This window comes from Porphyrobacter sp. MBR-49 (genome assembly GCF_053628655.1).
The window spans coordinates 193,591-219,884 of sequence record NZ_JBRJGU010000001.1 but is presented as its reverse complement, the minus strand read 5'-3'; the positions used below and the strand labels follow the sequence as shown (position 1 = coordinate 219,884).

Genomic DNA, 26,294 nt, shown 5'->3' with positions numbered 1-26,294 from the left:
AATTTCAAAGCGGTTGCCAAACACGGAGAGATGCCCTCTTCCCTCGCGCTGAGTGCAGGGCAGCGCACCGCGCTGTTTGCCGCGCTGCGTGAGGCGCGGGTCGGCGGCGCGTTCTGGGCTGATCCATTTGCGGGCACCTCTGCGCACGTGGTGTTGCGTGCGCAATCAGATGCGGAACTCGTCGAAATGCGCGCCAAGGTTGGCGATGAGACGTTGGTTGCGTTTGGGCCAGCGCAGGCGGACGAAGCGGTTGATCCGTGGAGCGTTCTTACCCGCGCCCGGCGGTTGATTGCGCATGGCGAAGACGAATGGATCGCGCTCGCCAGCGTGATCGGGCTCACGGTCGAGGTGCTTTCGCCCGGCCGCTTCGGCGAACCGGGCGAGAATAACGCGATGCTGGCGCAGCGCGCGGCGCACGCGCTCTCGCAGCCACTGCCTGATCCGTTTTCAGATGGCTGGTTTGGCCCGATGGAGGCAATCGCGTTGCTGGCCGAATGGCGCAGGGTCATTGATGCAAATCGCGGCAGCGCGGGCGAACGCCTGGTCGCGGCCTGCGGGATTAGCTGGTGGAAGCGCTCTGAAATTCGGCGCTTTCTGTGGTCGCCGGGTAAGCCTTTGCGGATTTTCATGAGCTCCCGGCGCGCGCTGGCGGCGGCGCGGGGCGAGGGCGCTGCTCTGGCAGTCTGGCCCTCGCGCATTTCCCCGTCTCTGATTGCTGAGGCGCACAAGGCGGGGGTGCCGCTGGTCCGGGTCGAGGACGGATTTGTGCGTTCTGTCGGGTTGGGGAGCAATCTGGTTCCGCCGCTGTCAGTGATTGTTGATCGCAGGGGGATCCATTTTGATCCGCAAAGGCCGAGTGACCTTGAGCACATTCTTGCCCACACGGATTTTTCGCCAGCGCTGCTCGAACGCGCTGCGCGGCTGCGCGATGCGATAGTTGCGGCGGGGATCAGCAAGTATGCGAGCCATGCCGCAGACGGGCGAGGACGCCCAAACAACGCCAAAGATCGGCGTGTGGTTCTGATAACCGGGCAGGTCGAGGATGACATGTCGGTGCGCGCCGGAGGTGGAGGAATAAGCCCGAACCTCGAATTGCTGCGCCGGGCAAGCGCGCTTGAGCCTGACGCCGAACTCTGGTGGCGACCCCACCCTGATGTTGATGCCGGGCATCGCAATGGCGCTGTCGCCGATGCTGCGGCGCTCAAATATACTGACAGGATTGTGCGGGAGGAGTCTATCACCGACCTGCTCGATCAGGTCGACGCTGTGCATGTGCTGACATCGCTATCGGGCTTTGAGGCGTTGCTGCGGCGGCGCGAGGTGATCTGCCACGGCACACCATTTTATGCCGGGTGGGGTCTGACGCGCGATCTCGGCGTGGTTCCTGAACGGCGCGGGCGCGTGCTCACGCTGGATGAGTTGGTCGCTGGCGTGCTTCTGCTCTATCCCCGCTATCTCGACCCGGTGAGCGGCCTGCCGTGTCCGCCAGAGGTGCTGGTGAGGCGTATGGCTGCGGGGGAAATGCCCAACCGGCTCGGCTGGCTCGGCCCGATGCGGCGCGTGCAGGGAAGTGCGATGGTGCGGCTGCGCCGCATGGGGGGGCGATGACGAAGGTTTTGCTCGATATTTCACGGCTTATTTCGCGGGTGCGGCACGCGCGGCCTTCGGGTGTGGACCGGGTCGAGATGGCCTATGCCCGTGGGCTAAGGGAGACATTCGGCGATAACCTCGCCTTTGCGGCAGTGCACCCGTCGGGGTTATACGGTCGGATCGGGCAGACGTCTGCGCTTGCCTATCTTGATGAACTCGAAGCGCGCTGGGCGGTCCCGGACGGGCGGATCGGGCAAAGGTCACTGGCTTCGGTTATGCCATGGATGGCCCGCCTGATGCCGGAGCGCCGCGGGATCGGGACGAGCGACGTTATGGTTCAGGTTTCCCCCCACCACCTGCATCAGACCGCGAAAAAGCGCGCGATCCTCGCCCGCGAGAAAGCGCGATTCGTGTGCCTGGTTCACGATCTCATCCCGATCGAATATCCCGAATACGCGCGCCCCGGCGGACGGGCGCTGCACGAAGCGCGGATGGAAACCGTTGCCCAGCTCTCCGATGCGGTGGTTGTGAACTCGGCCGCGACCGGCGCTTCGCTGACCCGCTGGATCGCAACGCATGGCGCGAATTCACCTCCGATCCACGTCGCCCTGCTCGGCACCCAGTCTTTGCCCCAAACCCCGGCTTCGGCGCCAAAAGACAACAGGCCTTTTTTCGTCTGCCTTGGTACGATTGAGCCGCGCAAGAACCACCTTATGCTCCTCCACTTGTGGCGCAGCATGGCGCAGGAACTGCCCGCCGATGATGTGCCGCGTCTGGTCGTGATTGGCCGAAGGGGATGGGAGAATGAGCAAATCCTCGATCTTCTTGACCGTTGCCCAGCGCTCCATCCATTCGTTGATGAAGTGAACAGTTGCGGTGATGAAGAACTGGCCGCTCTGTTGCGGGGCGCGCGCGGCTTGCTCATGCCATCTTTTGCGGAAGGATATGGTATGCCGATTGCAGAGGCGCTGTCTATCGGCACACCTGTTATTGCCAGCGATTTGCCCGCGCACCGCGAGGCAGGTGGAGCTGCGCCAGATTATCTTGACCCCCTTGATGGGCCGCGTTGGCGGCAGGCCATTCTCGATTACGCCCAAAACGGAGCCCTGCGCCGCGCCCAGCTTGCGCGGCTCAAGCAATGGGATGCGCCGGATTGGTCTGAGCACATGGCAATCGCCGCAGGGGTGATAAGATCGACGGTCGGCTGAACCGGAAAGACCGCGAAACAAGTCGATGGTTGTTCGGTGAAATGCAGCGACTTCTTCCCATATCAGCCCTGTGCCTGATCACGCCCTACCGGACAACGCGCGTGCCGAACACATAATCCCAGAAGATTGCCGTGATGGCGAAATTGCCGTGCCCGGTTATGAAGTGGTGCTGCATGTGATGGCGTTTGAAGAACATACCCACTCGTCCACGCATTGGCCAATGATGACACGCATAATGAGTAAGATCATAGGCGACATAACCGCCAATGAAGCCCACGAACATCCACGTGCCAGCATCGCCAGCCAGTGCCCACAACAGCGCCCAAATCGACATCGACACCGGAACGCTGACGATTGGGGGCATGAGATTGCGCAATTCGTCACGCGGTTGCACGTGGTGGTTGCCGTGGATGACGAAAACGACTCGTTCAAGCCAGGGCCGGTCGGTGTCGAAATGGAACAGCTTGCGGTGGGCGATATATTCAAAAATGCTCCAGATAAACCATCCGGTAAGCATCAGGCCGGTCGCAGACAGCGGCGATAAGGTTCCCCAGGCAGTCATTACAACCAGCGGCACAATCACAGCCCAGATCGCCACAAACCACCCCACGGAAATAACCGTGAATTTCTCAAGCCATCGGTTTTCGAACAAAACGAGACGGTCACTTTGATGGGGCTGATGATTCATATCATTGGCCTCGACAGAAAAGCGATTACCTTGTCAAGCCGGATAGAACGCTGAACCTAGCAAATGCCATCCTGAAAAGCTGGGGTGTGGCTCAGGCGTGACGAGGCGATTATGCAAAATTCTGCTCAGAACATTATTATCACCGGAGCTTCGGGTGGTCTTGGCCGTGCGCTTGCGCTTTATCACGCCCAGGCCGGGGCTGCGTTTGACCTTTGGGGGCGCTCTCCTGCAAGGCTGAAAGAAGCATGTGAGGCGGTGGAGGCCCGTGGGGCCAAGGCGAAACGAACCTGCCACGACTTAAGCGATACGGCTGGTGCGATCGAAATCTTGATTAAACAAGATCGCGCCGCCCCATTCGACGTGGCGTATCTCGCTGCCGGAATCGGAGATGTGCGCCCGGAAGGCGCAATGGTAGAGCCGCCGGAATTGGTGCTGCGGGCGACTCAGGTAAATTTTACTGCGCCCGCTGCTATGGCGGCGGCATTGGCGGCGAGGATGGCAGAAAGGGGCCATGGACGGATCGTTCTGATCGGGTCAGCGGCAGCGCATCATTCCTTGCCTTTCGCTGCCGCCTATTCCGGTTCGAAAGCCGGGCTGGCACGGTTCGCTGATGCGCTTCGCCTTGCGGTCAAGCCACATGGGGTGAGTGTCACGCTGGCCGCGCCCGGGTTCATCGATACGCCTGCTGCGCGCGCCATTTCCTCTAACCGCCCGTTTGAATTGACAGCAGCAGAGGCTGCACGGCGCATTGCTGATGCTGCCGAACGCAAGGCGCGGCACTTCGTCACACCGTGGCCATTCGCGCTTTTCCAGACGTTGGACCGGTTACTGCCAATGGCCTTGCGGGATCATATTCTAACGCGTCTGAAGCCTTGACCGAATGCACGGTCATCTGTCGGCGTGGCCGCCTTCGAGATCCAAGATCGCGTGGTGCAGTTGCGCGGGTGTCACATCTATCCTGCGGTTAGATCCAGTGATAATACGCCCTTCGGCATCGAATTTCACGATGACATAGGGCGTGTGACGCTCACCGCCCGGGATGCTCACGCCAGGAATGCTTGGCCTGTGATCGCCAAAGAACACGAGTATCGCAGGCCTTGCCAGTTGCGCGATTCCCTCTCGCAACTGGCCGAGCATCCTATCGCCAGCGCACACGAGGCGATTGTAGTTTGCGATCGTCACTTCGGCCTTGGCATCACCGCGCGGTGCCCATGGACCGTGGTTCTCGATTGTGACGGCATAGACGAAAGTGGGATCGTTAGTGGCACCTGCAAGCGCGAGTATCCTGTCGGCGACCGCTTCATCCGTGACATAGCGCCCGCCGCCACGGGACTTGGTTGCAAAATGGGCTTCGCCGATCATTTCGGCGAAGCCAGCCGACGGCAAAATGCGGTTTCGGTTATAAAAGCGCATATCATGGGGATGCACAAACAGGCTTTGCCAGCGATCAACCCCCAGCCTTTGCGGCAGCGCGTAATGAGCATCCTCGATTGCAGTCAGGTAGGGGTCGTAGTGTCGGAAACCCAATGCCGCTTCGTCGCGGCCGAACAGCACACCATATTCTGTTCGCATGGTGTAGGCTCCGAATCCGCTCACCAGCAGGTTGCCCCATTGTATTGCGTCTGCGCGCGCGGCCTCAAGTGAAGGCAGCGCATCGTCGGGCCGGCCAAAGAGTTCGACTGGATCGGCGAAGGATTCGCACTGGACAACCACAATGAGGTTCGCTGCCCCCTCGGTATTTGCCGGCTTTCTTGGGGCATGTTCAACCAGTCTGGCCCGGGTGCCGCTCTCTCGCCAGCGTAGCCAGTATAAGGTCAAGGACGGCAGAAGGCCCAGCGCGGCGGTGTCTGCGGCAGCATCAGGCTTGCGTGCCAGCTTGCTGAACAGCCCAAGGTGCAAACTCAGATAGCTAGCAACCAGCCCGATTGCAGTCACCATCGCCCCAGTAATGGCCAAGGTGAGGGTTGGACGGGCTAACCATGAAAGTGCGGCCAGCAAGACAATAACTGCACCCACCCCGGCAATTTTCTGCCACGCCGCCAACACCGAAAAATAGAATTGTGGATGGCGGAACGTCGAGCCGATCAACGCCAAGTCGGTAAAAACAAGAGGTTCGCCCAGCATGCGGTTCTTGGCATTAGACGCAAATACGAACAGCAGGTGGATAGCCAGCGTCAGGGCGGCGGCGAGAGCCGGATTGCCGCTCAACCCCAGCAGCACGCCGAACACGATGGCGGTGATGCAGAACAACAGCCACAAGCCCGACAGGCGGCGTAAAACCCGCACGCTGCGCGGCCGCGCAAACCCGTCCACCAGCGCCATGCCTGGAAAGGTTAAGGCAAGTGCCAAAAGGGCTTCAATCATGCGCGAGCTACCCCGCTGATCACGATGGAATATATTGGATAGCGTTGCGTTCTCTTACGACAGCGCAATATCCGGCGCGTCTTCCTGTTTCATGCCTACCAAGTGATAGCCCGCATCGACATGATGCGTCTCGCCGGTGACGCCCGAAGCGAGGTCTGACAGCAGATAGAGCGCCGCGCCGCCAACATCCTCAATCGTGACGTTGCGGCGCAGTGGGGCGTTCAGCTCGTTCCATTTGAGGATGTAGCGGAAATCGCCGATCCCGCTCGCCGCCAGCGTCTTTATCGGCCCGGCGCTGATCGCGTTGACGCGGATATTGCGCGGCCCCAGATCATTGGCGAGGTATTTGACGCTGGTTTCCAGCGCCGCCTTGGCCACGCCCATGACGTTGTAATGCGGCACGACCTTTTCCGCGCCGTAGTAACTCAGCGTCAGGATCGCGCCGCCGCTTTCGGGCATCATCGCGGCGGCACGCTGGGTGATCGCCACCAGCGAATAGGCCGAAATGTTCATCGTCATCAGGAAATTGTCGAGGCTGGTGTCGACATAGTGCCCGCGCAGTTCGTTCTTGTCGGAAAAGCCGATCGCGTGAACCACGAAGTCGATGCTGTCCCACCGCTGTTTCAGTGCGGTGAAAGCGGCATCGAGCGATTCCATGCTGGAAACGTCGCATTCAAAGGTGAAATCGCTGCCCAGTTCGGCGGCGAGTGGGATCACCCGCTTGGCCAGCGCTTCACCCTGATAGGAAAACGCCAGTTCAGCGCCGTGTTCGGCCAGCTTTTTGGCGATGCCCCAGGCGAGCGACTTGTCATTGGCCAGCCCCATGATCAGGCCGCGCTTGGCCTGCATCAATCCGGGCATTAAACCGGGCATTGATCCGTTCATTCCGTCATCTCCTCGCGTTCTTCGCCAAACGCTGTGTGTGGCTGTGTCAGCGCCAACGCCGCATTCAATTCTGCGCCAATAACCAGCCCAAGCCCGACGAGCCAGAAAAACAACAAGGTAACCATGCTGCCAGCCAGACTGCCGTAGGTCAGGTCATAGGTGAAGAACTGCCGCAGCACCACTGGTAGCGCAGCGGCGACCCCCAGCCACCACAGCATCGTGAATGCGGCTCCGGGCCAGCGCGGCGCGCGGGAATTGCGATATTGCGCAGGGGTCAGTCTGACGAACAGCACGTAAAGTGACCCGCCCAGCCCCAATGCGGGCAGCAGCCGGGACAGTCTGAGGGGCGCAATCACCTCACCCAGCTGCGGCAAGGCGGCGATGATCACCTGTTGCACCGCACCAATTGCCACCTGCGCGAACAGCGACAGCATCAACACCACCACCGCTGCCAGTGTCAGCCCGGCGGACAGCAGACGGGTTTTCCAGAACGCGTGCACCGGCGGCGTGTCATAGGCGCGGCGCAGGATGTCGCGGATCGTTTCGATCAGGCTCGATACCGTCCACAGGCCAACCGCTGCGCCCAGCCATAACAACCAGCCCGAACGCGCATAGATCACGTCTTCGGCGACCGGCCCGATCACGCTGGCGACCGAATCCGGCAGCGCCCGCGTCACCGCAGCGATCATTGCTTCGGCATTGGCGCGCCCGCCGAGCAGATCGAACAGCGCCGCGCCCAGAATGAAGAACGGGAAAATCGCCAGCATCGACAGATAGGCCAGATTGCCCGCGTGGATGAAGCCATCGTTGAAGGTGCCGGTGATGACCCGGCGGATCACCTGCACGGCCTGTTTAAAGGGGGCGGTGTCGATCACCGGATAGATGCCCGCGCGCCCGGCCCGCTACAGGCCGAACTTCTCCCGTGGGCGGGCGGTGTCAACCCAGCCGTCGAGCCGTTCTTCCAGCGCAGCCAGATCTGCGGGAAGCTGGATTTCGAGCGTGACCAGTTGATCGCCGCGTTCGGGCTTGCCATCCACGACCTTGCCGTTCTTCTTCGTCCAGCCCTTGCCCGCCAGCCGCAAAACCGTGCCGCCGTTGGTGCCCGGCTTGATCGTCAGCATCACCGCGCCATCGACCGTCGGGCATTTGACCTTCGCGCCGCGCACTGCCTCGTCAAGGGTGATCGGCAGATCCATGCGGATATTGTCGCCTTCGCGCCGGAAGAACGGATGGCTGCCGACCTCGACCATCACGATCCCGTCACCATATCCGCCGACCCCGAGTTGCCCCTTATCCTTGAGGCGCATGATCGTGCCATCATCGACGCCGGCGGGCAGTTTGAGGTTGATCGCCTTGCCATCGGCCAGCGTGATGCGCTGATCTCGCCCGGCGGCGGCATCGACGAATGGAACGGCGAGGCGGTACTGGATATCGGCCCCGCGGCGCGGCGGCGGGGGTGGTGGCGGAGCCTGACGGCCAAACCCGCGCCGCGCGCCTGCACCCGGCTGCTGACGTGCTTTGCCGCCGAACAGCCCTTCGAACAGGTCGCTGAGATCAACATCATCAGGGCCAACGCCGCCGAAATCTCCGCCGCCCGGCCCCGCACCATAAGTGCCGCCGCCTCTATGGCCGCCGCGCGCGCCCATCCCGGCAAAGGGGTTGGCGGGATTGCCTTCGCCATCAATTTCGCCGCGATCATATTGCGCGCGCTTGTCCTTGTCGGACAGCAGATCATAGGCGCGGGTCACGTCGGAAAATCTCTCCGCCGCGTTGGGTTTGTCCTTGTTGCGATCGGGGTGCAGTTCCTTCGCGAGCTTGCGATAGGCGCTCTTGATGTCCGCTTCGGATGCGGTGCGGGCAATGCCAAGTGTGCTGTAAGGATCGCGCATGGTGATTTAGCTAGGTGCAACAGTGGCAAGTGGCAAGCATCGAGCCGCACGAACGAACAGACGAAATTTACCATGCGCGCCTTTTCCCGGCGGGCGCAGGTGCCTATGTCCCGTGTGCAGCAACATAGTAAGGAAGCCCGATGTCCAGCGCACCCTCTCTTGATGATGCCCAGCTTGCCGCCAGTGTGCTGCCCGCCGGGGCCGATCCGTTTGCGCTGTTTGACGAATGGTTCGCCGCAGCCCATGCCAGTGAACCGAATGATTCCAATGCCATGGCGCTCGCCACGGCGACGGCGGATGGCGCGCCTTCGGTGCGGATGGTGTTGTTGAAGGGCCACGGCGCGGGCGAGATCGCGGGCGGGGGCTTCACCTTTTTCACCAACGCCGAAAGCCGCAAAGGTGCGCATATCCGCGCCAATATGCAGGCCGCGCTGCTGTTCCACTGGAAAAGCCTGCGCCGCCAGATCCGTATCGAAGGCCCGCTGATCGAAGTCAGCCCCGAGGCTGCTGACGCCTATTTCCACTCGCGCCCGTTCAAAAGCCAGGTCGGCAGCGCGGCGAGCGACCAATCGCGTGCCCTGCCTGACCGCCAGACCTATTTGACCCGCGTGCAGGAAATCTGGGCCGCGCACGAGGGCGACGGCAAGGTGCCGCGCCCGCCGCACTGGACGGGATTCACGCTGTCGCCCCGCCGGATCGAGTTCTGGATTGATCGCGACAACCGCCTCCACGATCGCCGCGAATTCACACGCTCTGCGGCCGATGCGCCGTGGTCGGACACGCTGCTCTACCCCTGAGGAACCGCCAAATGCCGCAATCGATCCCCTATTGGCACGTCGATGCCTTTTCCGCTGTGCCGTTTAGCGGCAATCAGGCGGCGGTGATGGAGCTCGACGAATGGCTGCATGATGATGTGCTGATTGCGATCGCGGCGGAAAACCTGTTTGCCGAAACCGCCTTCGTGGTGCGCGATACGACCGGTGCGGCGGACTGGGAATTGCGCTGGTGTACGCCCGCCGAAGAGGTGAGACTGTGCGGCCATGCGACACTGGCGAGCGGGCATGTGCTATTGGGCCGCGATGGCGGCGAACAGGTCACTTTCCGCACCCGTCAATCAGGCATCCTCGAAGTGCGCCGCGCAAATGGTGCGTATGAAGTGGGGCTACCCTGCATTGCGACGACCCCCGGTGCATGGCCAGAAGCTGCCGCTTTGCTTGGCGCAGCGCCGCTGGAGACATGGCGCAATCCGCAGGGTTATGACCTGTTCCTCTATCCCGACGAGGCGACGATTCGGGCGTTGGAGCCTGACCTGCGCGGGCTTGCAAAGCTGGGCAATAATCTGTTCGTCTGCACTGCTCCGGGGCAGCGCACAGATATTGTCAGCCGCGTGTTCGTCCCCGGCGGCGGGGTGGATGAAGACCCTGTGACCGGCGCGGCCCACGCCGTGCTCACCCCGTTCTGGGCCGAAAAGCTGGGCCGCGATAGCTTCACCGCGCATCAGGCGAGCACGCGCGGCGGCGATCTGACCTGCCGCAAGGACGGGAACCGCGCATGGCTCGGCGGGCCGTGCGTCACTGTGGTTAAGGGAACCTTCTACCTCTAGCCAACCAACTATTTCGCGATCCCCCGCGCCCCTGCGCGGGAGCGCGCTGCTTTATCTCACCGAATACAAATCCAGCACATCGGCCGCCTGTTGCAGCATCGGCGGGCGCTGCGCACTGTCCGAATGGCCGAGCCGCACCAGCGTCACGCGCTGTTCGGGAGAAACCAGCACATATTGCCCCATATGCCCGATCAGCGAAAACAGTCTTGTCGGCGCGCGGGTTGGGAACAGTGGATGCTGGCCGGGCTCAGCGCCGGGAATCGGGCGGTTGAGCCAGGTCTGGAACCCATAATGCGGGCTGGCGGGGCTGGGGGCCACCATTGCTTCGACCCAGCGTTGCGGCACCAGTTGTTCACCACTGGGCGTGCGGCCTTTCAACCGCAGAAATTCCCCGAATTTGGCCCAGTCGCGCGCGCTGGCGTGCATCAGGCTGCCGCCGATCATCGTGCCTGATGCATCGAATTCGGGCACCATGCTGGCCATGCCCAGCGGGCCGAACAGCCGCACTTGCAGATAATCCGCCACCGCCTGCCGCCGGGCATCGGGTGCGTCGCTATCCGTCAGCGCGCGCGCGGCAATATCGGCGAGGATCACGCTGGTGTTCGACGAATATTCGAACTTTTCGCCCGGTTCGGCCTCAAGCGGCTGTTCGCTTGCCCAGCGCGCCATGTCGTCGCGACCGTCAAGAAACAGCATCCGCACTTCGCTGCTTTCATAGGGTGGATCGCCCGCTTCGGTGTGTCGCAGCCCGCTGCGCATTTGCAGCAGGTGGCGCAAGGTAATTTCGGCGCGGGGATCGCCGGGGCGTTGCCACAGGGCGACCGGGGCGGGCTCATCAAGGCTCAACTTGCCATCGGCGATCAACATCCCGATCAGCACCCCGGTTATCGTCTTGGCCATCGACCAGCTGATAAAACGGGTGTCCTTATCATAGCCCGGACCATAGCGTTCGGCGGCGAGTTTACCGTTTGCCATCACCACCACCGCGCGGGTTTCGCCCAGCCCCTCCATCGTGAACAGATCGTCGATCTGCCGGGCGAGCTGATCCTTGGGCGCCCCCGCATCATCGGTCACAGCGGCCAGCGCGGCCTCGGACAGCGGCGCTTCGGCAGGCGGCGCGGCGGTGCATCCGCTCAGTATCAGCAGCACTGGCGCGATCAGGTGCGCGCGGTTATGGCTTCGTTTGTTCAGGGTCATCGCACCTTCAATTCCCGATGTGTAAAGGCTTGGCAATGGCGAAATCACCTTCCCCGACCGGCAAGCGCGGCGCGCGCTTCGGCCTGCGCGCGGGGCTGTGGCTGCTGGTGTTGATTGTTGCGGCGCTGGGCGCGGCGGTGTGGGCGTTTCGCGAACCGATCAACGGTTATGGCAGCATCGCGTCGGCCTATTCGGCGCGGGTCGCCTGTTCGTGCCGGTTCGTTGCCGGGCGCAGCCTTGATGATTGCACCAAGGACAAGCTGGCGGGGATGGAGGCGGTGACGCTGTCGGATGACCCGGCGACCCAAAGCGTGACCGCGCGTTTCCCATTGGTGGCCGATGCAACCGCGACCTACCGCAAAGGCTATGGCTGTGTGCTGGAGAAGTGGGAGGAGTAAGTCCCCACCGATTCAACCTCACCGGCATTCAAGCGGATTTCAAATGCAGGTTCAGAACCCGATCCCATTAATCAGACGGCGGGTCAGTATTCACATCGGCGCCGCCATTCATGGTTGTGGATCCGGATATTCGCAGCTTCTCTTGGCGGTGAACCTGAGACATTGATATTGTATGATCAACGCCCTTGATCGTTATTGCGATGGTTCCCTCCTCAGTATAACTGATCAATCCTTTTTCTTTCAGATACCAGATGTGAAAATCAAACGCTTCGTCGGAACATCCGACAAGTTTTTGCAATGAATATTGCCCAACGCCCGCATCCTGGGCAAAACTACGCCTGCGACGATATAGGTGCATCAATAGTTTTTCGTGGGCTTCGCCATCCGAAAGCGCGAGCTGCTCTCCTTCTGCGCTGAATTCACTTTCCGCAAAGGGGAAACCGATTTTCGCAGCATATTCATCGTCATACTTTGCCCGATCGTCGGGGTTTTTCAATGCTCTGTATGCTTCCAGAACGTCCCGTAATTTGTCGGTATCGGCGGTTTCGGGATGATCGGGATGGTATCGCTTCGCCAGATTGCGATATGCAGTTTCCAGCGTTTGCAGATCGCATCTGGGGTGCACATGAAGAACCGCGTAGAAATCAACAAAGCCTTGATCAGTCGTCATTCTCGATACCCCCCGGTGCCCTACTCGACTGTCAGCGAGTAAAATGCCCGAACAGTATCGCAACGCGGCCATGCGGACGCAAGACGCTTATCATCTTTGCTGGCCACTGCACGGCGGAACCGTTTGAGAGGCTGGAAAATGGCCGCGGGTTAGCCCCTTACCCCCGATACAGCCCGTCGATCCGTTCCTGATACCGCTCACGGATCTTGTGGCGCCTGATCTTCATGCTCGGCGTCATTTCCTCGTTTTCGATCGAGAATGCTTCATCCGCAAACGCGAATTGACGCACTTTTTCGATCACCGACAGATCGGCATTGGTGCGATCGACTGCGGCGCGCACTGCGTTTTTGAAGGCGGGCAGTTCCTGCAACGCTTTCAAATCGAATTTCTCGTCATTCTCACGCGCCCATTCAAGCGCCCATTCGGCATCGGGCACAATCAGCCCGACCACGTAAGGCCGCTTGTCCCCGCTCACCATCGCCTGCGCGATTTCGGGCTGGAGCGTCAGCATCCCCTCAACCTTTTGCGGGGCGATATTGTCGCCCTTGTCGTTGACGATCATGTCCTTCTTGCGATCAGTGATGACGATCCGGCCCTTGTGGTCGAAATGGCCGATATCGCCGGTATGCAGCCAGGGTCTCCCGTTTTGATCCTCCGGATCGGGTTGCAGCGTGCGCGCGGTTTCCGCCTCGTTGCGCCAATAGCCGTGCATCACCAACTCGCCGCGCACCAGAATCTCGCCATCTTCGGCAATGCGCACTTCCACGCCCCTGAGCGGCGGGCCGACGGTGTCCATCTTGAGGCCGGCCGCCGGACGGTTGCAGCTGATCACCGGCCCGGCTTCGGTCTGGCCGTAGCCTTGCAGCATGGTGAGGCCCATCGCATCGAAGAAATTGCCGACTTCGGGATTGAGCGGCGCGCCGCCTGATACCATCGCCTTGATCCGCCCGCCAAACTTGGCGCGAATCTTGGGGCGCAGGGTTTTTTCGACGAGGAAATCGACCGGCTTGTCACGCAGGCGCTTTTTGCCCTCTGTGGCTTTGCCAGCGATCCTGAGCGCGCTGTCCATCATGAAATTGGCGACTTTGCCCTGTTTTTCGACCTGTTTCATGATCCGGGTGCGCAACACTTCGAACAGGCGCGGGACGACTACCATGATGGTGGGGCGCGTTTCCTCGATATTCGATGCGAGCTTTTCCAGCCCTTCCGAATAGAAGATTTCCGCGCCGACCCCGATCGGCAGATATTGCCCGCCCGAATGTTCATAGGCGTGCGACAGCGGCAGAAACGACAGGAAGCGTTCGTCGGTGATGCCGAAATCTTCGATTAAAACCTCGGCAGCGCCTGCGACATTGCACAAAATCGCGCCGTGGTGCTGCATCACCCCGCGTGGTGCGCCGCCGGTGCCGCTGGTATATATCAGGCAGGCTGTGTCATCGCGCTGAATGCCGGCAATGCGCGCGTCCACCGCCGCGCGCGCCGCAGCCGCATCGCCGGAAATCAGCGCCGCCCAATCGTGATATTCAAAGCTGCTCGATTGCTGGCGTTTGAGATCCTCAATCCCGATAACGTGTTCGGCCAATCCGGTCTGACCGATCGCGCCAACCACTGGGGCGAGCAGTTTTTCGTTCGAAACGAACACCGCCCTCGCGCCTGAATTATCGAGGATATGCGCGTGATCGCGGCGGGTGTTGGTGGTGTAGGTCGGCACGGTGATGCACCCGGCGGCCATGATGGCGAGGTCAGCGATGCACCATTCGGGCCGGTTTTCCGAAACCAGCGCCACCCGGTCGCCATCGTTCAACCCCATGGCGCGCAGGCTTTCCGCCAGCAGGCACACCTGCTCTGCCGCGGAACGCCAGCTTTGGGTTATCCATTGCCCGCCCGCCTTGTGGCCCAGAAACGGCGCATCGCCCTTGGCGTCGGCGCGTTTGAGGAACAGCTCGACGAGGTTCTGCGCCCCATCGATATCCTGCAACAGCTGGTTATCCGCAGGGTTCACCACCGCGCGGGCAGCGTGAAGCTGAGTTGGAGAATGCTCTGGCAAAGGCTCCTGATCCCTTCGAATATTATTCGGGGTTCATGTGCGTCCCCGTGAAGCCGCAGATTAGAAGCTGATTGCGGGAGCGGCAAGCGGTGTGCGCAGCGATGTGCTCAAATGCTATTCATAGGCCAGCTTGCTTTGCAGGCGCGGGTCCACCGCCACTTCCCACCCGCCACCGGGCAACAGCCGCAGGGCATTGGCCTTGAGCGGCGGCGCGCCTGTGCGGATGCTGGCATGGCCAAGCGCCTTGAGCGCGGCCTCCATGCCTTCGAGCGCGGTGCCACCCTCGATCAACACGCTATCGCCAAAGCTCATGATGAACGGCAGGCCCAGCGCACTTTCCGCTGACAGGCCGAAATCCACCACGCCGATGATCGAGCGGGCAACCTGCACCGGGATCGTCGGGCCGCCCGCCGCGCCGATCACCAGCACAATCCGGCCATCGGCATCATAGACGATTGTCGGCGCCATCGACGAACGCGGGCGCTTTCCGCCTTCGACCCGGTTGGCGACCGGCTTGCCATCAGCTTCGGGGGTGAGGGTGAAATCGGTGAGTTCGTTGTTGAGATAAAACCCGCGCCAATACAGCCCCGATCCGAACGCGCCTTCGACGGTTGAGGTGTAGCTGATGGCGTTGCCGGCACCGTCAACAATCGCGAAATGGGTGGTGCCATTTTCCGGTTCCTCCGGCCCGTCACCGCGTGCCAGCGGCGCACCGGGCGGCACGCCTGCCTCGGCCTTGGCCAGCGCGGTGTCAGGGGAAATCAGCATTGCACGCTGTTTGAGGTAGCCCGCATCGACCAGCCCAGCGACAGGGACTTCGACGAAATCGGTGTCGCCCGAATACAGCTCGCGATCAGCATAGGCGAGCCGCTGGCTTTCAACGAACAGATGCCAGAATTGCGGATTGTCCGGGCCAAGCGCGGCCAGATCAAAGCCTTCGAGCTGCGCGAGCATCTGCGCCACCGCGACCCCGCCGGACGACGGCGGCCCCATCCCGCATACCCGGTAAACACGGTATGGTGCGCATACCGGGGCGCGTTCTTTCGCCTGATAGGCGGTGATATCGGCAGGCGTTATGCGCCCGTCCTGCGGGGTTTCGCCCGCCACGTAGCTGGCGAGCGCGGCGGCGGCGCTGTCACCATACATCGCCTCTGGCCCGGCCTTGGCGAGCGTCTCCAGCGTATCGGCCAGCGCAGGCACACGCACCGTCGCGCCAATCGGCAGCGGTTCGCCATCGGCGCCGAAAAACACCGCGCGCGCAGCAGCGGTCTTGTCCGCTCGGCCCTTGTTCGCGGCTAGTGATTCGTGCAACCGCCGGTTCACGGTGAAGCCGTCGCGGGCCAGCGCAATCGCGGGCTCGAACAGCGCGGCCCAGGGCAGCGTGCCGTGTTTCGCATGGGCCTCGGCGGCGAGCGCGATGTTGCCAGGCACCCCGACGCTGAGGCCCGAAAACACGCGGATTTCGCGCGGCAGCACCTTCCCATCGGCGTCAAGGAAGCGGTTGCCCGTGGCGGCGGCAGGCGCAGTCTCACGCCCGTCGAAAGTGGTCAGTGCGCCGGATTCGCCGTCAGCGCGCAGCATGAACCCGCCCCCGCCGATGCCCGAGCTTTGCGGTTCGACCACGGTCAGTGCCAGCATCACCGCGATGCCTGCATCAACCGCCGATCCCCCTTGCGCAAGGATAGCCTCCCCCGCTGCCGTCGCGCGCGGATCGGCGCTGCTGACCGCGCCTGCGGGGATCGGAACCGCAGCAGCGGTTTGCGGAGCGGGTGTGGCGGTGCAGGCTGCAGCGGCAAGAGCCAGCGGGGCGATCAGATGATGAAACAAACGCATGAAACGCTCGCTATTCGCTTCCCACCGCTTCGGCAATGCTAGTGAAGCCATCGCGCCGCATCAGAACCTCCAACCCGCGCACGATCCGCGCGCCAAGCCCCGGCCCTTCATAGACCATCGCCGAATAGAGCTGCACCAGGCTGGCCCCTGCGCGAATACGCTCCCACGCGTGCTGCGCGCTGGCGATGCCGCCCACGCCCACCAGCGGGATTGCGCCGCCGGTCGCCTTGCGAAAATCGCGCAGCCGTTGCACCGCCAGATCGCGCAGCGGCTCACCCGACAGCCCGCCTGCCTCACCCGCGTGGTGTGATCGCAAGGCGGGCCGCGAGATCGTGGTGTTGGAAACCACCAGCGCGCCCAGCTGCTTGTCGATGGCGATCCGCGCAATCGCGTCGATATCCGCAGGCTCCAGATCGGGCGCGACCTTGAGGAAGATCGGCGGGGGCGCGTCACACTTCGCCTCGGCCCGCGCGGCGATCACCGCATCGATCAGCGCGGTCAGCGCGGCTTCATCCTGCAAGGCGCGCAGGCCCGGCGTGTTCGGGCTGGAGATATTGACGCACAGATAGCTTGCGAACGGGGCCATCATTTTCGCCATCACCGCGTAATCAGCAATGCGATCCGGCGAATCCTTGTTGGCCCCGATATTGACCCCGACAATGCCGGGCCGTGCCGCGCGCGTGCGCAGCCGTTCAAGCGCCGCTGCGCCGCCAGCATTGTTGAACCCCATGCGGTTGATGACGGCCTTGTCTTCAACCAAGCGGAACAGCCGCGGTTTGGGGTTGCCCACCTGCGGCAGCGGTGTGATCGAGCCGACTTCGGCGAACCCGAAACCGAGGCCGAGCAGCGCATCGGGCACCTCGGCATCCTTATCGAACCCCGCCGCGACGCCGACCGGATTGGGGAAAGTGAGCCCCGCAACCGTAATCGCCAGCCCATCAGGGGCAGGCTTTGGCGTGCGAAGCGGCAGCGCGCAAAGCGCGCGAATCGCCAATCGGTGTCCGGTTTCCGGATCGAACGCGAACATGGCGGGCTTGAGCAAATGAAACAGCATGGGAATCGCGCCTATGGCAGTGTGCGGCAGGTGTCGAGCACCTGAACAATACACCTTCACGCTTTAACGCCTGATCCCAGGCGGTTTTGGCAGAATATGACAATCTTGTAATATGTTACCTTGCCAGCCGATACATTTTTTTGTCGCTTACATACAATCCCGCAGGCGATTCGTAGTCTAAGGCAATTCTTGCGACCCGAAGGGCTCGGAGCATCATTGCAAAGAGTTCCTCAACTTTCATAGGCGGCGTTCCTTACGGAGCGCCGCCTTTTTTTGACCATCTCACTTTTGACTGCGGAAACAAATGCAGTAATAGTGGGTTGGGTAAGTTATGGACGCGATCTTTCCTCCCGCTCAATTATCCGAAAGGGTCACGGTTGATCCGCCGCGCCTTACGCCAGCGGCGCTGATTACGATCGATTACATCGCGCCATCGCAATCCATCGCGCCGTACGTCACCACCCTGTATCATTTCCGCTGCGATGAACCGGTGATCCGCGACATTCAGCCAGCCTCGGTCGGTCATCTGTGCTTGTTCCCGCATGGCACGGGTGAATTGCATTTTGCCGACGGGAACCGCGACCCCAATCATGCCGTTGGGCTGCTCACCCCGCTTTCGCGCGCGGTGGCGATTGTGATTGATGGGCCATTCCACGCTGTTGGCGCGGCGCTGACCCCGCTTGGCTGGGCGGCGCTGACCGGGCTTCATGCCGGGAGGCACCGTGACCGGCTGTTGCCTGCTGGACCGGTGCTTGGGCCGGAAATCGATGCGCTTGGTGTGCAGTTGCTTGGTGCATATCGCGCAGGCACAATGACGGGACAGGAATGCGCTCTGGCGATCGGCTCCTTCATCGAAGGTCGGATACGCCCGGTCAATCCGCGCCATCTTGAACTCATCATCGCGGTGGGGCGCTGGCTCAGTGCCGGGTTCAATCCGGAAGTCAGCGCGCTGAACGGGACTGCTGGCTATTCCACACGACAGGTGCAGCGCCTAGTCGAACGTTATTTTGGCCTGCCGCCCCGGGCACTGGCGCGCAAATACCGCGCATTGCGGGTCGCCGCGCTGCTTTCTTCCCCGCAATTGTCGCTGGAGGACGAGGCCGAAATTGCCGAAGCTTTCTTCGATCAATCGCACATGATCCGCGAAATCACCCATTTCGTCGGGCGCACCCCGGCTCGGCTGAACGATCGGGAAACGCCCTATCTTGCCGAGATGATCAATTCGAGGAACCTGCGCGAACTGGGGGGCTAGTCGCGCAGGGCTGCATTCTTTACACCGATGAAATTGTGCCAATCTGACCTGAGAGTGACCATGCCCCATTTCCGCGCTGCTTCCGCATTTGCTGTTACCCCCTCGCTGTTGGCGCTGGCGCTGGCGCTGTCACCGGTCGGCGTTGCCGCGCAGGACGCAGCGCCCGCACCTGCGGCTGAAAGCACCGCCAGCGAAGCTGCGGCGATTGATGCGCTGTTTGCCGCCTATGATGCAGAGCAGCTCGCCAATTCTCCGCTTGGCAAGGCCTTCCGCGGCATCCGCGATCAGGATTACGGCAAGTGGGATGACCCTTCCGATGCGGCGGCTGATGCCGAGCTTGCGCGCTTGCAGGATACAGCCACCCGAATGCGCGCTTCGTTCGATCCGGCGCAATTGCCCGCCCAGCAAGCGCTGTCTTACCGCCTGTTTGAACAGCTGGCGGCGCGCCGCGCCTCGCTTCACCCCTACCGCGACTATGGCTACATCTTCGACCAGATGAACGGCGCGCAAAGCCGGATGCCTGCGTTTCTGATCAGCGCCCACCGGGTCGCCAATCTGGCTGAGGCCGAAGCCTATGTCTCGCGCATCGAAGGCATGGGGCCGCAGCTGGACGCGCTCATCGCCAAGGCGCGCGATCGGGCGGACGCAGGCGTAATGCCGCCCAAATGGGTCTATCCTTACGTGATTTCCGATATCGGCAATCTGCTGGGCGCAGGCGATGATAACGCGGTGCTGGAGGATTTTGCCAAGAAGCTCGGCCAGCTTGATCTGCCCGCCGAACAAAAAACCGCCTTGCAGGAACGCGCCCGCGCAGGGTGGAGCACCGCCGTCGCCCCCGCCTACCAGCGCCTGCGCGCCGAAATGGAGCGCCAGCAGGCCATCGCTCCGACCGGTGATGGCGTGTGGCGCTTTCCCGAAGGCGACAAATATTACGCCGCGCTGCTCGCAAGCTATACCACCACCGATCTGACCGCTGACGAAATCCACGCCATCGGCCTCGGCGAAGTCGACCGCATCCACGGCGAAATGCGCGGGATCATGGCCAAGGTTGGCTTTACCGGCACCTTGCAGGAATTTTTTGCCTACACCCGCGATGACGCGCGCTTCTTCCACACCAGCCGCGAAGATTACATTGCCGATGCCAAGCAATATCTGGCGGCGATGGATGCCAAGCTGCCCGAATTTTTCGCCACTCTGCCAACCGATCCGCTGGAGATCCGCGCGGTTGAAGCCTTTCGTGAAAAAAGCGCGGGCAAGGCCTTTTATCAGCGCCCTGCGCCTGATGGATCGCGCCCGGGCATCTACTACGTCAACCTCTACAACCTGCGCGACATGTCAAAGAATGAACTGGAAGCGCTGGCCTATCATGAAGGCTTGCCGGGCCATCACTTGCAGCTTTCGGTGCAGACCCAGCTTGGCAACCTGCCCGCTTTCCGGCGGTTTGGCGGGGTGACCGCCTATTCCGAAGGCTGGGGCCTCTATACCGAGGAACTGGGCAAGGACATGGGGTTCTATACCGATCCCTTCTCCGATTTCGGACGGCTCGGCATGGAATTGTGGCGCGCCGCGCGGTTGGTGGTCGATACCGGCATCCACCACAAACGCTGGAGCCGCGAAGAGGCGATGCAATATCTCGCCGACAACACACCGAACCCGGCGGGCGACATCGAAAAGGCGATTGAACGCTATGTCGTCTATCCCGGGCAGGCGACCGCTTATATGATCGGCAAATTGAAGATCATGGAGCTGCGCGCGATGGCTCAGGCCGAATTGGGCGCTGATTTCGACATTCGCGCCTTCCACGATGTGATCCTCACCAGCGGGCCGGTGCCGCTGTCGATCATGGAGGAAAATGTCGGCAGTTGGGTCGCAGCACAAAAGGGCGGCTGATCGCCCGCGCGGTTTTTGCGATTGTAATCGGAGCGGATTGCTCCTATTTCTAATTCAGAACGATTTCGTCTGAATTGAGAACTGCTCGCAATGCGCCTGTCAAACCTTGCTGATTATGCCGTGATCACGATGTGCCAAGCCGCACTGCACTGCGGCAATGGTCGGGTGAGCGCGGCGGAACTGGCGGCGGAAACCGGGCTGCCGGTGCCGACCGTGCAGAAGCTGGTGTCAAAGCTGACAGCCGCTGGCCTGCTCCGATCAGTGCGCGGCGCGCATGGCGGCCTTCAACTGGGCCGACCTGCCGCCGCAATCACGGTCGCGGATATTGTCGAGGCGATCGAAGGGCCGATTGCGCTGGCGACCTGCATCGATCACGTCCCCTGCGATTTCGAAACCGGGTGCAGCATGAAACCGCACTGGCCGATCATCAATAACGCGCTGCGCGGCGCGCTGGCGGGGATCACCCTGTCGCAACTGCGCAATCCCCCTGCGCCGCGCCCGCTCCCCCTGGTTGAGGAACATCTGGCATGAACCAAGACACAGACCTGCAAGCCCGGCCCGAAACCGATATCGAGGCCCGCGAAGCTGCCGCGAAAGCCGCCGATTACGAGCATGGCTGGTCATCGGACATCGAAACCGAATTTGCTGAAAAAGGCCTCACCGAAGACACGGTGCGGTTCATTTCGGCCAAGAAGGGCGAGCCCGAATGGATGCTCGACTGGCGGCTAAAGGCGTTTCGCCTGTGGCAGAACATGGACGAGCCCGATTGGGCTAAGGTCGGCTATCCCGCGATCGACTATCAGGACGCCTATTACTACGCCGCGCCCAAGAAGAAGGTCGAACTCGGTTCGCTCGATGAACTCGATCCCGAGATCAAGCGCATCTACGACAAACTGGGCATCCCCTTGGGCGAGCAGGAAGTGCTGGCCGGGGTAAAGGGCGCGCACAAGGTCGCGGTGGATGCAGTGTTCGATTCTGTCAGCGTCGCCACCAGCTTCCGCGAGGAATTGAAGCGTGCAGGCGTGATCTTCCTCTCGATTTCAGAGGCGATCCGCGAATATCCCGATCTGGTGAAAAAGTGGCTCGGCCGCGTCGTGCCGGTGCGCGACAACTACTTTGCGGCGCTGAACTGTGCGGTCTTCTCTGACGGCACCTTCGTCTACGTGCCCGAAGGCGTGCGCTGCCCGATGGAGCTTTCGACCTATTTCCGCATCAATGCCGAAAACACCGGCCAGTTCGAACGCACGCTGATCATCGCGGAAAAAGGCAGCTATGTCAGCTACCTCGAAGGCTGCACCGCGCCGATGCGCGATGAAAACCAGCTCCACGCCGCCGTGGTTGAACTGATCGCGATGGACGATGCCGAGATCAAGTATTCGACCGTGCAGAACTGGTACCCCGGCAATGCCGAGGGCAAGGGCGGGATCTACAACTTCGTCACCAAACGCGCTTTGTGTCAGGGTGATCGTTCCAAGGTCAGCTGGACGCAGGTGGAAACCGGCTCTGCGGTGACGTGGAAATATCCTTCCTGCGTGCTCAATGGCGAGGATTCGGTGGGCGAGTTCTACTCGGTCGCGGTCACCAACAATTTCCAGCAGGCCGACACCGGCACAAAGATGATCCACAACGGCAAGAACAGCCGCTCGACGATCATCTCCAAGGGGATTTCGGCGGGCAAATCGTCAAACACCTATCGCGGCCTCGTCCGCGTCGGGCCGACCGCCAGCGGCGTGCGCAACTTCACCCAGTGCGACAGCCTGCTGCTCGGCGACCAATGCGGCGCGCACACCGTGCCCTATATCGAGGTGAAGAACCCCAGCGCGCAGATCGAGCACGAGGCGACCACGAGCAAGATCAGCGACGAACAGCTGTTCTACGCGATGCAACGCGGGCTGGGCGAAGAGGAAGCCGTGGCGCTGATCGTCAACGGCTTTGCCAAGGACGTGATGCGGCAGCTGCCGATGGAATTCGCAGTCGAAGCGCAGAAGCTGCTGGCGATTTCGCTTGAGGGGAGCGTGGGGTGAGTGAGAACTGGATCACACTAGGCGCAACAACCATTCCACTGTTTGGAATCGCCGGGAGCGCAGTAGCCTACGTGATAAAGTTGTTCCAAGACAAAGCGGTTAGGCGGCGCGAGCGTTTTTTCGAGCTTATGCAATTCATCGATGGCAAAGGCACCATCGCAGCGAAGGTAGCGGCAGTTTATTCGCTTCGGGAATTTTCAGAGCATCGTGAGTTTATCGTCCGGTTCTGTGAAGCACAGATGGACAACATCGAAGGCGCCGGAAGTGCTGCTGATAGCTTGAGGCAAGAAATGCAATTTACAGCGGATGCTATGCGAAAATGACCACTCGTAAAACCCTGGCCCTCAATCCCGATGCCGCCTCCACCGATGCCCCCGCGCTCAAGAAGAAGGGCCGTGGGTGGGAGATTTCGGATTCGCGCCTCGACGCCCTGCATGAACAGGCGCGCGAAATGCGGCGCCATTCGTCCGATGCGCACAAGGCGCTGGCGGAGAAGTTCGCGGCTGCCGATCTGGGCCGCTACACCTTCAAACGCCACGCCGTGGTCGGCAGCGCGATTGTCGATTTCAACTGCCACAATCTCGGCCTCGCGCTGGCGATTGACGAGGAGGGGCAGAACGATGCCCTCGTCAAGCGCCGCGACAAGAGCCTTGAAAGCGTCGGCATCAAGGTGATGCGGATCGCGGCCAGCGACATTCTCGATGACATAGACGCGGTGCTTGGGCGCCTCACCACCGTGATGCGCGACCGGATCACCGAACGCAAAGCCGCCGCCCGCGCGCACAAGGCGGCCAACCCGAAGCAAAGCTACGACCGCCCCAAACCGCACGGGGAGCGCAAGGGATGAACCTTGCCGTTTCCGTCTTCCCGGGCTTGACCCGGGACCCCGCTTTTCTTCCTTCCCGCGCAGCCCAAGGCAGCGGGACCCCGGGTCAAGCTCGGGGCGACGATGGACTTGAGAACTGACATGCTTGAAATCACCAACCTCCACGCCACCGTCGGCGGCCCGGACAATCCCACCCCGATCCTCAAGGGGCTGACGCTGCACGTCCCGGCGGGCGAAATCCATGCGATCATGGGGCCGAATGGCGCGGGCAAATCAACGCTGGCGAACGTGCTGGGCGGCAAGCCGGGGTATGATGTGACCGAAGGCAGCGTGACCTTCAACGGGCAGGACTTGCTCAGCCTCGAACCGCATGAACGCGCGGCGGCGGGGCTGTTCCTCGGCTTTCAATATCCGGTCGAAATCCCCGGCGTTTCCAACGTGCAGTTCCTGCGCGAGGCATTGAACGCCCAGCGCAAGGCGCGCGGGGAAGAACCATTGAGCGGCGGCGAGTTCCTGAAACTCGCCAAGGACAAGGCCGCGCTGCTGCAGATGGACATGGATATGCTCAAGCGGCAGGTGAATGTCGGCTTTTCCGGCGGCGAGAAAAAACGCGCCGAGATGGTGCAGATGGGCATTTTGAATCCCGCCTTTGCCGTGCTGGATGAAACCGATAGCGGCCTCGATATCGACGCGCTGCGGATTGTTGGGGCAGGGATCAATTCGATCATGCGCGCACCTGACAAGGGCGTGCTGCTGATCACCCACTACCAGCGCCTGCTCGACGTGGTGAAGCCCGACAAGGTGAGCGTGCTCGCCGATGGCCGGATTGTTGAAACCGGCGGCCCCGAACTCGCCCTGCGGCTGGAGGCCGAGGGTTACGATGCGGTGATGGCGTGACGGTAGCGACCCTCCCTACTCGCCGCGATGAAGCGTGGCGCTATGCCGATATGGACGGGCTGGCGCGGCTGGGCGCGGACGCGCTCGATCAGTGGCAGGCGATCGACGTGGGCGCGGGCGAGAGCGTGACGCGCTGCCTGATCGTCGGCAGCGATGCGCCCGAACTGCACCGCTTCCGCGTGACGCTGGGCGAAGGCGCGCAGGCCGCGTTCTTCGTCACCAATGCCGGACAGGATTACACCCGTGTCGAGATGGAAATCCGCCTCGCCAAGGGGGCGCATTTCGAATTTGGCGGCGTGACCATCGGCGGCGGTGATGCGACCCGCGAATTTGTGACCAAGGTGATCCATTCCGAACCCGAGGCGACCAGCAACCAGACAGTGCGCGCCGTTCACTGGAACACCGGCACTGGCAATTTCCTCGGCGAAATCAAGGTCGCGCGTCATGCGCAGAAGACTGACGCGGCGCAGGATTTCAAGGCGCTGTTGCTTGAGGCAGGCGCGAGCGCCAATGCCGTCCCGCAGCTCGAAATTTTCGCCGACGATGTGAAGTGCGCGCACGGCGCGACGGTGGGCGAATTGGACGAAGCCGCGCGGTTCTACATGATGGCGCGCGGGCTCGATCCCGCAACGGCGCAGCGGCTGCTGGTGCAGGCGTTTCTCGGCGATGCCTTCGTGGCGCTGGATGATGCGGATGAGCACGCGCGGCTGCTCGATGCGGCGCTCAGCGCGCTGGAGGGGGCACGGCTGTGAACGCACCTGCCACCATCAACCGCGACCTGCGCGGCGAATTCCCCGGCCTTACCACAGGCGAAGGCGCGCCGTGGCACTATCTCGACACTGCCGCGACGGCGCAGAAACCGCGCGCCATGATTGACGCGATGGCGCGCGCGATGGGGGAGGATTACGCCACCGTCCACCGCGGGGTCTATGCCCGGTCTGCCGAGATGACGCTGGCGTTTGAAGCGGCACGGCGCAAGGTCGCGAGCTTCATCGGCGGGGCAGAAAGCGAGCTGGTTTTCACCCGCGGCGCGACCGAGGCGATCAATCTGGTGGCGCAGACCTGGGGCCGCGCAAACCTCAAACCCGGTGATCGCATCCTGCTGTCGCAACTGGAGCATCATTCGAACATCGTGCCCTGGCAGATGATCGCCGCAGAAACCGGCGCAGTGATCGACGTTTGCCCGTTGACCGCCGACCACCAGATTGATCTGGACGCCGCCGAGGCGATGCTGACCGAGGCGCACAAGCTGGTTTCTTTTGCTCATGTCTCGAACGTGCTTGGCAGCGTGCTCGATGCCCCGCGCGCCGCCGCGCTGGCGCACACAGTCGGCGCGTTGCTGCTGCTCGACGGGTGCCAGTCCGCACCGCATATGCCGGTCGATGTTACGGCGTTGGGCTGCGATTTCTACGTCTTTTCCGCGCATAAGCTCTACGGCCCGACCGGGATCGGGGCGCTGTGGGCGCGCAGCGTTATTCTCGACGCCATGCCCCCCTATCAGGGCGGCGGGGCGATGATCGACCGCGTGACGTTTGAGCGCACCACCTATGCCCCCGCCCCGCAGCGGTTCGAGGCCGGGACGCCCGCGACCACCGAAGCCATCGCGTTCGGCGCAGCGGTCGATTACGTCAGTACCGCCGGACTGGCAGCGATCCACGCGCACGAAGCGGCGTTGACCGCCCGGCTGCGGCGCGAACTTTCCGCGATGAATGACGTGCGCCTGTTCGGGCCGCAGGACAGCGCCGGGATCGTCAGTTTCATGGTGGGCGACATCCACCCGCACGATCTCGGCACGATCCTTGACGAGGCAAATGTCGCAATCCGTGCCGGGCACCACTGCGCCCAGCCGCTGATGGATCACCTGGGCGTGCCCGCCACCGCGCGCGCCAGCTTCGGGCTCTATTCGACCGAGGCGGATATTGACGCCTTGCTGGCCGGGATCGCCCGCACCCGCCGCATTTTTGGAAGAGGATGAGAGC

25 protein-coding genes are annotated in these 26,294 nt (G+C 62.1%); 15 read left to right on the top strand and 10 right to left on the bottom strand.

The genetic code is table 11. The features are described 5' to 3' along the window. Nucleotides 1-30 precede the first annotated feature (30 nt). A complete protein-coding gene (locus ACSSV3_RS01005; protein WP_354324998.1) occupies nucleotides 31-1,608 on the top strand; it encodes a capsular polysaccharide export protein, LipB/KpsS family in 1,578 nt (525 codons plus the stop codon). Beyond that, nucleotides 1,605-2,798: a glycosyltransferase family 4 protein gene (locus ACSSV3_RS01000; protein WP_354325000.1), complete on the top strand. Its 1,194-nt coding sequence runs from the start codon at nucleotides 1,605-1,607 to the stop codon at nucleotides 2,796-2,798. Before ACSSV3_RS01005 ends, ACSSV3_RS01000 begins: the two co-directional genes overlap by 4 nt. Before the next feature lie 85 nt (nucleotides 2,799-2,883). Here the strand turns inward: ACSSV3_RS01000 and ACSSV3_RS00995 are convergent, their stop codons facing one another. Continuing rightward, entirely contained in the window at nucleotides 2,884-3,486 is a 603-nt protein-coding gene (locus tag ACSSV3_RS00995; RefSeq protein WP_354325001.1) for a sterol desaturase family protein, read from the bottom strand. 111 nt (nucleotides 3,487-3,597) lie between these two features. On the opposite strand from ACSSV3_RS00995, the gene ACSSV3_RS00990 reads away from it, so the two are divergent. Further along, the gene (locus ACSSV3_RS00990) at nucleotides 3,598-4,362 is read left to right on the top strand and encodes an SDR family NAD(P)-dependent oxidoreductase (RefSeq protein WP_354325003.1); all 765 of its coding nucleotides are present in this window, start codon (nucleotides 3,598-3,600) and stop codon (nucleotides 4,360-4,362) included. 12 nt (nucleotides 4,363-4,374) lie between these two features. Here ACSSV3_RS00990 and ACSSV3_RS00985 read toward each other — a convergent pair whose 3' ends face one another. The 4 genes from ACSSV3_RS00985 to ACSSV3_RS00970 are packed head-to-tail and all read right to left on the bottom strand — an operon-like array spanning nucleotide 4,375 to nucleotide 8,624. After that, nucleotides 4,375-5,850: an LTA synthase family protein gene (locus ACSSV3_RS00985; RefSeq protein ID WP_354325005.1), complete on the bottom strand. Its 1,476-nt coding sequence runs from the start codon at nucleotides 5,848-5,850 to the stop codon at nucleotides 4,375-4,377. 54 nt (nucleotides 5,851-5,904) lie between these two features. After that, entirely contained in the window at nucleotides 5,905-6,711 is an 807-nt protein-coding gene (gene fabI, locus ACSSV3_RS00980) for an enoyl-ACP reductase FabI (protein ID WP_354325295.1), read from the bottom strand. Nucleotides 6,712-6,731: 20 nt separating this feature from the next. Further along, nucleotides 6,732-7,610 carry a YihY/virulence factor BrkB family protein gene (locus ACSSV3_RS00975; protein ID WP_354325006.1) on the bottom strand — a complete coding sequence of 293 codons (879 nt, stop codon included), beginning with the start codon at nucleotides 7,608-7,610 and terminating at the stop codon, nucleotides 6,732-6,734. Between the two features lie 27 nt (nucleotides 7,611-7,637). Beyond that, on the bottom strand, nucleotides 7,638-8,624 hold the full coding sequence (locus ACSSV3_RS00970; RefSeq protein ID WP_354325008.1) for a DnaJ C-terminal domain-containing protein: 987 nt from the start codon (nucleotides 8,622-8,624) through the stop codon (nucleotides 7,638-7,640). 140 nt (nucleotides 8,625-8,764) lie between these two features. Between ACSSV3_RS00970 and pdxH the strand changes: the two genes are divergently transcribed. Continuing rightward, nucleotides 8,765-9,421: a pyridoxamine 5'-phosphate oxidase gene (pdxH, locus tag ACSSV3_RS00965; RefSeq protein WP_354325010.1), complete on the top strand. Its 657-nt coding sequence runs from the start codon at nucleotides 8,765-8,767 to the stop codon at nucleotides 9,419-9,421. Nucleotides 9,422-9,432: 11 nt separating this feature from the next. Continuing rightward, nucleotides 9,433-10,227 carry a PhzF family phenazine biosynthesis protein gene (locus tag ACSSV3_RS00960; protein ID WP_354325012.1) on the top strand — a complete coding sequence of 265 codons (795 nt, stop codon included), beginning with the start codon at nucleotides 9,433-9,435 and terminating at the stop codon, nucleotides 10,225-10,227. Between the two features lie 51 nt (nucleotides 10,228-10,278). Here the strand turns inward: ACSSV3_RS00960 and ACSSV3_RS00955 are convergent, their stop codons facing one another. Further along, a complete protein-coding gene (locus tag ACSSV3_RS00955) occupies nucleotides 10,279-11,424 on the bottom strand; it encodes a serine hydrolase domain-containing protein (RefSeq protein ID WP_354325013.1) in 1,146 nt (381 codons plus the stop codon). Between the two features lie 35 nt (nucleotides 11,425-11,459). On the opposite strand from ACSSV3_RS00955, the gene ACSSV3_RS00950 reads away from it, so the two are divergent. Beyond that, the gene (locus ACSSV3_RS00950; RefSeq protein ID WP_354325015.1) at nucleotides 11,460-11,822 is read left to right on the top strand and encodes a hypothetical protein; all 363 of its coding nucleotides are present in this window, start codon (nucleotides 11,460-11,462) and stop codon (nucleotides 11,820-11,822) included. 67 nt (nucleotides 11,823-11,889) lie between these two features. Here ACSSV3_RS00950 and ACSSV3_RS00945 read toward each other — a convergent pair whose 3' ends face one another. From ACSSV3_RS00945 to ACSSV3_RS00930, 4 genes are all read right to left on the bottom strand, one after another. Then, a complete protein-coding gene (locus ACSSV3_RS00945) occupies nucleotides 11,890-12,492 on the bottom strand; it encodes a J domain-containing protein (protein ID WP_354325017.1) in 603 nt (200 codons plus the stop codon). 157 nt (nucleotides 12,493-12,649) lie between these two features. Next, nucleotides 12,650-14,473 carry an AMP-dependent synthetase/ligase gene (locus ACSSV3_RS00940; RefSeq protein WP_354325297.1) on the bottom strand — a complete coding sequence of 608 codons (1,824 nt, stop codon included), beginning with the start codon at nucleotides 14,471-14,473 and terminating at the stop codon, nucleotides 12,650-12,652. Nucleotides 14,474-14,653: 180 nt separating this feature from the next. Further along, a complete protein-coding gene (gene ggt / locus ACSSV3_RS00935; protein ID WP_354325019.1) occupies nucleotides 14,654-16,372 on the bottom strand; it encodes a gamma-glutamyltransferase in 1,719 nt (572 codons plus the stop codon). Between the two features lie 10 nt (nucleotides 16,373-16,382). Beyond that, nucleotides 16,383-17,426 (bottom strand): quinone-dependent dihydroorotate dehydrogenase, encoded by a 1,044-nt coding sequence (locus ACSSV3_RS00930; protein ID WP_354325021.1) that lies wholly within the window; start codon nucleotides 17,424-17,426, stop codon nucleotides 16,383-16,385. A 331-nt stretch (nucleotides 17,427-17,757) separates the two neighbouring features. On the opposite strand from ACSSV3_RS00930, the gene ACSSV3_RS00925 reads away from it, so the two are divergent. The 9 genes from ACSSV3_RS00925 to ACSSV3_RS00885 all read left to right on the top strand — a co-directional run bounded on the left by ACSSV3_RS00925 (nucleotide 17,758) and on the right by ACSSV3_RS00885 (nucleotide 26,290). Further along, on the top strand, nucleotides 17,758-18,678 hold the full coding sequence (locus ACSSV3_RS00925) for an AraC family transcriptional regulator (protein WP_354325022.1): 921 nt from the start codon (nucleotides 17,758-17,760) through the stop codon (nucleotides 18,676-18,678). A 60-nt stretch (nucleotides 18,679-18,738) separates the two neighbouring features. Continuing rightward, a complete protein-coding gene (locus ACSSV3_RS00920) occupies nucleotides 18,739-20,568 on the top strand; it encodes a DUF885 domain-containing protein (RefSeq protein ID WP_354325299.1) in 1,830 nt (609 codons plus the stop codon). 90 nt (nucleotides 20,569-20,658) lie between these two features. After that, on the top strand, nucleotides 20,659-21,099 hold the full coding sequence (locus ACSSV3_RS00915) for an SUF system Fe-S cluster assembly regulator (RefSeq protein WP_354325024.1): 441 nt from the start codon (nucleotides 20,659-20,661) through the stop codon (nucleotides 21,097-21,099). Further along, the gene (gene sufB / locus ACSSV3_RS00910) at nucleotides 21,096-22,592 is read left to right on the top strand and encodes a Fe-S cluster assembly protein SufB (protein WP_354325026.1); all 1,497 of its coding nucleotides are present in this window, start codon (nucleotides 21,096-21,098) and stop codon (nucleotides 22,590-22,592) included. The genes ACSSV3_RS00915 and sufB overlap by 4 nt, the downstream gene beginning before the upstream one ends. Continuing rightward, on the top strand, nucleotides 22,589-22,915 hold the full coding sequence (locus tag ACSSV3_RS00905; protein ID WP_354325028.1) for a hypothetical protein: 327 nt from the start codon (nucleotides 22,589-22,591) through the stop codon (nucleotides 22,913-22,915). Before sufB ends, ACSSV3_RS00905 begins: the two co-directional genes overlap by 4 nt. Then, a complete protein-coding gene (locus tag ACSSV3_RS00900) occupies nucleotides 22,912-23,439 on the top strand; it encodes an endonuclease domain-containing protein (RefSeq protein WP_354325029.1) in 528 nt (175 codons plus the stop codon). Before ACSSV3_RS00905 ends, ACSSV3_RS00900 begins: the two co-directional genes overlap by 4 nt. Nucleotides 23,440-23,559: 120 nt before the next feature. Then, nucleotides 23,560-24,315, top strand: a complete 756-nt coding sequence (gene sufC / locus ACSSV3_RS00895) for a Fe-S cluster assembly ATPase SufC (protein ID WP_354325030.1) — start codon at nucleotides 23,560-23,562, stop codon at nucleotides 24,313-24,315. After that, nucleotides 24,312-25,067 carry a SufD family Fe-S cluster assembly protein gene (locus ACSSV3_RS00890; RefSeq protein WP_354325031.1) on the top strand — a complete coding sequence of 252 codons (756 nt, stop codon included), beginning with the start codon at nucleotides 24,312-24,314 and terminating at the stop codon, nucleotides 25,065-25,067. The genes sufC and ACSSV3_RS00890 overlap by 4 nt, the downstream gene beginning before the upstream one ends. After that, nucleotides 25,064-26,290 (top strand): cysteine desulfurase, encoded by a 1,227-nt coding sequence (locus tag ACSSV3_RS00885; RefSeq protein WP_354325032.1) that lies wholly within the window; start codon nucleotides 25,064-25,066, stop codon nucleotides 26,288-26,290. Before ACSSV3_RS00890 ends, ACSSV3_RS00885 begins: the two co-directional genes overlap by 4 nt. Nucleotides 26,291-26,294 lie beyond the last annotated feature (4 nt).

Excerpts from the sequence above, each read along its gene's own strand:
- ACSSV3_RS01005 (WP_354324998.1), top strand. The coding sequence starts at position 31 with ATGCCCTCTTCCCTCGCGCTGAGTGCAGGGCAGCGCACCGCGCTGTTT.
- ACSSV3_RS01000 (WP_354325000.1), top strand. The coding sequence starts at position 1,605 with ATGACGAAGGTTTTGCTCGATATTTCACGGCTTATTTCGCGGGTGCGG.
- ACSSV3_RS00995 (WP_354325001.1), bottom strand. The coding sequence starts at position 3,486 with ATGAATCATCAGCCCCATCAAAGTGACCGTCTCGTTTTGTTCGAAAAC.
- ACSSV3_RS00990 (WP_354325003.1), top strand. The coding sequence starts at position 3,598 with ATGCAAAATTCTGCTCAGAACATTATTATCACCGGAGCTTCGGGTGGT.
- ACSSV3_RS00985 (WP_354325005.1), bottom strand. The coding sequence starts at position 5,850 with ATGATTGAAGCCCTTTTGGCACTTGCCTTAACCTTTCCAGGCATGGCG.
- fabI (WP_354325295.1), bottom strand. The coding sequence starts at position 6,711 with ATGCCCGGATTGATGCAGGCCAAGCGCGGCCTGATCATGGGGCTGGCC.
- ACSSV3_RS00970 (WP_354325008.1), bottom strand. The coding sequence starts at position 8,624 with ATGCGCGATCCTTACAGCACACTTGGCATTGCCCGCACCGCATCCGAA.
- pdxH (WP_354325010.1), top strand. The coding sequence starts at position 8,765 with ATGTCCAGCGCACCCTCTCTTGATGATGCCCAGCTTGCCGCCAGTGTG.
- ACSSV3_RS00960 (WP_354325012.1), top strand. The coding sequence starts at position 9,433 with ATGCCGCAATCGATCCCCTATTGGCACGTCGATGCCTTTTCCGCTGTG.
- ACSSV3_RS00955 (WP_354325013.1), bottom strand. The coding sequence starts at position 11,424 with ATGACCCTGAACAAACGAAGCCATAACCGCGCGCACCTGATCGCGCCA.
- ACSSV3_RS00950 (WP_354325015.1), top strand. The coding sequence starts at position 11,460 with ATGGCGAAATCACCTTCCCCGACCGGCAAGCGCGGCGCGCGCTTCGGC.
- ACSSV3_RS00945 (WP_354325017.1), bottom strand. The coding sequence starts at position 12,492 with ATGACGACTGATCAAGGCTTTGTTGATTTCTACGCGGTTCTTCATGTG.
- ggt (WP_354325019.1), bottom strand. The coding sequence starts at position 16,372 with ATGCGTTTGTTTCATCATCTGATCGCCCCGCTGGCTCTTGCCGCTGCA.
- ACSSV3_RS00930 (WP_354325021.1), bottom strand. The coding sequence starts at position 17,426 with ATGCTGTTTCATTTGCTCAAGCCCGCCATGTTCGCGTTCGATCCGGAA.
- ACSSV3_RS00925 (WP_354325022.1), top strand. The coding sequence starts at position 17,758 with ATGGACGCGATCTTTCCTCCCGCTCAATTATCCGAAAGGGTCACGGTT.
- ACSSV3_RS00920 (WP_354325299.1), top strand. The coding sequence starts at position 18,739 with ATGCCCCATTTCCGCGCTGCTTCCGCATTTGCTGTTACCCCCTCGCTG.
- ACSSV3_RS00915 (WP_354325024.1), top strand. The coding sequence starts at position 20,659 with ATGCGCCTGTCAAACCTTGCTGATTATGCCGTGATCACGATGTGCCAA.
- sufB (WP_354325026.1), top strand. The coding sequence starts at position 21,096 with ATGAACCAAGACACAGACCTGCAAGCCCGGCCCGAAACCGATATCGAG.
- ACSSV3_RS00900 (WP_354325029.1), top strand. The coding sequence starts at position 22,912 with ATGACCACTCGTAAAACCCTGGCCCTCAATCCCGATGCCGCCTCCACC.
- sufC (WP_354325030.1), top strand. The coding sequence starts at position 23,560 with ATGCTTGAAATCACCAACCTCCACGCCACCGTCGGCGGCCCGGACAAT.